This window comes from Idiomarina sp. UBA3162 (genome assembly GCF_002364475.1).
GTDB lineage: Bacteria > Pseudomonadota > Gammaproteobacteria > Enterobacterales > Alteromonadaceae > Idiomarina.
The window spans coordinates 1-4,429 of record NZ_DEYI01000092.1; the positions used below are offsets into that span (position 1 = coordinate 1).

General features: G+C 45.2%; 6 protein-coding genes and 1 pseudogene. All 7 read right to left on the reverse strand.

The genetic code is table 11. The annotated features are described in order from the left end of the window. Positions 1-320 precede the first annotated feature (320 nt). The gene (locus B2X00_RS11185; RefSeq protein ID WP_290487666.1) at positions 321-647 is read right to left on the reverse strand and encodes a ComEA family DNA-binding protein; all 327 of its coding nucleotides are present in this window, start codon (positions 645-647) and stop codon (positions 321-323) included. A gap of 91 nt (positions 648-738) precedes the next feature. Further along, positions 739-1,443, reverse strand: a complete 705-nt coding sequence (gene pyrF, locus B2X00_RS11190; RefSeq protein WP_290487670.1) for an orotidine-5'-phosphate decarboxylase — start codon at positions 1,441-1,443, stop codon at positions 739-741. Beyond that, a complete protein-coding gene (lapB, locus tag B2X00_RS11195) occupies positions 1,436-2,590 on the reverse strand; it encodes a lipopolysaccharide assembly protein LapB (protein ID WP_290487672.1) in 1,155 nt (384 codons plus the stop codon). The genes pyrF and lapB overlap by 8 nt, the downstream gene beginning before the upstream one ends. A gap of 6 nt (positions 2,591-2,596) precedes the next feature. After that, positions 2,597-2,881: a lipopolysaccharide assembly protein LapA domain-containing protein gene (locus B2X00_RS11200; RefSeq protein ID WP_290487673.1), complete on the reverse strand. Its 285-nt coding sequence runs from the start codon at positions 2,879-2,881 to the stop codon at positions 2,597-2,599. 69 nt (positions 2,882-2,950) lie between these two features. After that, positions 2,951-3,235 carry an integration host factor subunit beta gene (gene ihfB, locus B2X00_RS11205; RefSeq protein ID WP_071462696.1) on the reverse strand — a complete coding sequence of 95 codons (285 nt, stop codon included), beginning with the start codon at positions 3,233-3,235 and terminating at the stop codon, positions 2,951-2,953. Between the two features lie 28 nt (positions 3,236-3,263). Next, a pseudogene (locus B2X00_RS11210) lies at positions 3,264-4,271 on the reverse strand (30S ribosomal protein S1); the annotation flags it as partial. Beyond that, positions 4,235-4,417: a S1 RNA-binding domain-containing protein gene (locus tag B2X00_RS12610; protein WP_414653756.1), complete on the reverse strand. Its 183-nt coding sequence runs from the start codon at positions 4,415-4,417 to the stop codon at positions 4,235-4,237. The pseudogene B2X00_RS11210 and the gene B2X00_RS12610, both read right to left, overlap by 37 nt. Positions 4,418-4,429: the final 12 nt, after the last annotated feature.

Sequence of the window (4,429 nt, forward strand, 5' to 3'; positions counted from 1 at the left end):
CCAAGCAAGCGATGCAAGGTATAAACCGTTCTAAATCAATTGCAGGGATTACAACAGGCGATTGATTCCAAAAATCATTTTGAAATTACTAAGTACCGTACAATGAGCACTAAATAGTAATAGCATTTTAAATTGAGGTAATAACTTTACTTAACCTTAGTATGGGAATCAGAATTCAAAAGTAATAAAGCAACTACAAATAAAAATTAGATATTTTTATATGCAGTTGCTTTTAGGATGATACTAAAAAAAGCACCACGTTAACCGAACGGCTTGCCCACTCGGCAGCCTTTTTTTATTACTCCCACTGGCTCGTAGCACTACTCTAACGTCAATTTGCTTCGATTTTTATCAAGCGTGCGCTGACCAATACCTTTAACCTCAAGTAATTGATCTAAGTTTTTGAAGCCGCCCAGTTGCTCGCGAAACTTAACGATATTCTCAGCTTTAGACTTACCAACACCGACCATCGCCGCTGCTATTTGAGCCGCGGTGGCGGTATTGATATTAAGTTTATCGGCTTTGCTTTCTGCAGTTTGTAAATAAGGTGCTGTGGACGTATGCACGGGCGCAGCTACCGCTACTTTGCCAATAGACAGGCCCGACAATGCGACGATGGCCGCAGGTAATAAAAATTTACGTAACATTGATTTCTCCTCTTGCCACGCTGAGCAACTCAGCGCAACAAGCATAGTGAAGAGGAGAAAAAATGGGGATAGTTTGGTTGTAAATACGTGATTAATGTGCCAAGGATGCAACTATCTCAGACGCTACCTGTGCAGGATTACTTGCTTTTGTAATCGGTCGACCAATCACCATATAATCGACGCCCGCCTGCTGTGCCTGCTCTGGTGTCATAACACGCTTTTGATCATCCTGTTGACTCCCTGCGGGGCGAATACCTGGCGTCATCAACTTGAACGCATCACCCAATGCCGATTTCAACATTTTCGCTTCTTGAGCTGAACACACGACGCCATCTAAGCCCGCCGCTTGGGTCAATTTTGCTAATGCTAAGACTTGCTCTTCAGCATTACGCTGAATACCGATTTCTGATAAATCTTCATCACTCATACTTGTCAGCACAGTGACCGCGATCAATAACGGGCGGTGACCTTCTTTCTCCAGTGCCGCTTTTGCCGTGTGCATCATAGTGCGGCCACCTGACGCATGAACATTGACTACGTCTACGCCGAGTCGTGCCGCTTGTACCACCGCCTTTGCGACCGTGTTAGGAATATCGTGAAACTTAAGATCGAGAAAAACTGAAAAGCCTTGTTTCACCCAACGTTTAACCGCCTCAGGTCCAGCGGCAGTAAACAATTCTTTGCCAACTTTAAGCCCAACTGACGTCGCGTCAAGTTGTTCTACGAGTTGGTTAGCCTCTCCCGCCGTGTCAAAATCGAGCGCAACGTAAATCAAAGGTAAGCTTTTGCTATTCACCGTCTAATCCTTTAATGGGTTTTGTGGAGCCCCATGTCTTGCATGAAGGGCATTGCCAATAGAGGGTTTGTCCTGAGAAGCCGCACTGGCGGCAAGCATAACTCGGACGTTGTTTAATATGCTCAGCGACCATTTTCTGTAACATGCGTAAACTCTCACGAGCATTGCCGACATCGGCTGCCCGAATGTGAAAGTCCATGAGCTGGTGGAAACCGCGCATGGTTGCGTGTTGCTCCATCGCTGAACGGATAAAGCGTTCTGCGGCATCACCGCCTTGGTTTTCAAATAAGTATTCTGACAACTCGATTACCGCGCTGGTACCTGCGTTAGCGGCGACACATCGATTAAGAAACTCGATATAGCCCGCTTCATCATTTACGCTCGTATAACAGGCTTTGAGGGGTTGCAACACATCACGGATAAACTGTTTGTCTTGTTCAAGCACGAATTCATAACAGTGAATGGCTTCTCTGAGTTGGTTACGTCCAGCGTAGATTTGACCCAGTAAAATACTCGCTCGTACACAGCGCTTATCGTATTTAAGCGCCTTTTTACAATACTTAATTTGCTTAACTATCGATTGCTCTGTCAACGATAATTCGCAGTACAACTGTCCTACCACGGTTTCTATGTGGTCATCTCTATTAAGTCGCAGAGCGACTTTTATCGCTTTATCCCAATCATGGGTCGCTTGGAAAAGCTCGAGTAAATAATGTCGACTCGCGCTTCTAAATAATTTGTGGTCTTGCAAACGCGCAAACATTTGCTCTGCTCGGTCATAAATGCCCGCGGATAAGTAATCCTTACCGAGCTCAAACATGGCATTGAGCCGATCGTATTCTGTGATATTGCTTCTGTTAATGAGATTCTGATGGATTTTGATGGCGCGTTCTACTTCGCCACGGCGGCGAAACAAAGTACCTAGCGTCCAATGAGTCTCAAGTGTGTCGCTATCAACGTCTAGCAGTTCGACAAACAGGTCAACAGCCTTATCGGGTTCATCGGAGAGTAATAGATTAAGTCCCGTTGCATACTTCTTTGAGAACTGTTGCTGCTCTTTACGCTCTTCTGAACGCACACTGTTGCGTCCCATGAACCAACCATAGGCTGCGGCAACAGGAAGAAGTAAAAACAACAGTTCTAACATAAATGTTTACGACTGTTTTTCACGTGATTCAGTCGCCTTTTGCTCTGCTCGCTTTAATCGCCTTTCTAACTTGGCATTGCGCATACGCCATTTAATGCCATACAGCATTAACAAGACCAGACCGATGGCAAAACCAACAGCGAGAAAAATCGCGGCTAAACCTGCTACAGAGAAGTCTGCTTTTGCTACTAAAAAGTTTACACTGACAGCGGTTGGGTTTTGCGCACCAAACGCGAGTGCTAGCAAAAACAAGAGGATGATGGGAACTAATATTAATATCCGTCTAAGCACGTTCCGAGCCTCATATAAATAAAAACGGCATGCCAGTATAGCATGCCGTTTTCAACGTACGAACGCAAACTAATTAAAATTGTCGACGCGTTCCCGTAACTCTTTCCCCGGTTTAAAGTGAGGGACGTACTTACCGTCCAACTCAACTCGCTCTCCGGTTTTCGGGTTACGACCGATACGTGGCGCTCGATAATGAAGTGAGAAACTCCCAAAGCCACGTATCTCAATGCGACGACCCTTTGCCAAACTTTGAATCATCTGCTCAAGAATATCTTTAACAGAAGACTCAATCGTTCGCGGAGGAAGGTCCGAAAACTTCAGGGTTAATTTCTCAATCAACTCCGATTTTGTCATCTTGGCACCCTCCTCACTCAAGGTTTAATTAATCGTCGGTCTTAGCAGCCTTGAACGCGTCAGCCATAGCACTGTTGATACCAGAGCTATCTTGCTGTTTGTTCACTTGCTCAACGGCTTCTTTTTCTTCAACTTCGTCTTTCGCACGGATAGACAAGCTCAACGTACGGTTCTTACGATCCACGCCCATGAAACGCGCTTCAACGCTATCGCCAACGTTTAACTCAGTGCTTGCGTCTTCAACGCGCTCACGTGAGATGTCAGCTGCACGGATATAACCTTCAACGCTATCTGCTAATTCTACTTTAGCACCTTTAGCGTCTACTTCAGTGATAGTACCGTTTACGATAGAACCTTTCTTGTTCGCCGCTAAGAAGTTGTTGAACGGGTCTTCTTCAAGCTGTTTGATACCTAAAGAAATACGCTCACGCTCTGCATCAACTTGCATTACAACCGCAGTCACTTCTTCGCCTTTCTTATAATCACGGACCGCTTCTTCGCCAGTTGCGTTCCAGCTGATGTCTGAAAGGTGAACCAAACCGTCGATACCGCCTTCTAGGCCGATGAAGATACCAAAGTCAGTGATTGACTTGATCTTACCAGTAACTTGCTCGCCTTTATTATGGTTCTTCGCAAACTCTTCCCATGGGTTAGGCTTGCACTGTTTAAGGCCTAGTGAAATGCGACGACGTTCTTCGTCAATTTCCAGAACCATAACTTCAACAGTGTCGTCCAGGTTAACCACTTTAGAAGGATGAACGTTTTTGTTAGTCCAGTCCATTTCTGATACGTGAACAAGACCTTCAACACCCTCTTCGATTTCGACGAAGCAACCGTAATCAGTCAAGTTCGTAACACGACCAGTTAAACGATGCCCTTCTGGGTAGCGGTTTGCGATATCAGCCCATGGATCTTCGCCTAACTGCTTAAGGCCAAGAGATACACGAGTGCGTTCACGGTCAAACTTCAATACTTTAACAGTGATTTCATCGCCAACGTTTACGATTTCACTTGGGTGCTTAACACGCTTCCAAGCNNAGAAATACGACGACGTTCTTCGTCAATTTCAAGAACCATAACTTCAACAGTGTCATCCAAGTTAACCACTTTAGAAGGATGAACGTTTTTGTTAGTCCAGTCCATTTCTGACACGTGTACAAGCCCTTCAACGCCTTCTTCGATTTCAACGAAGCA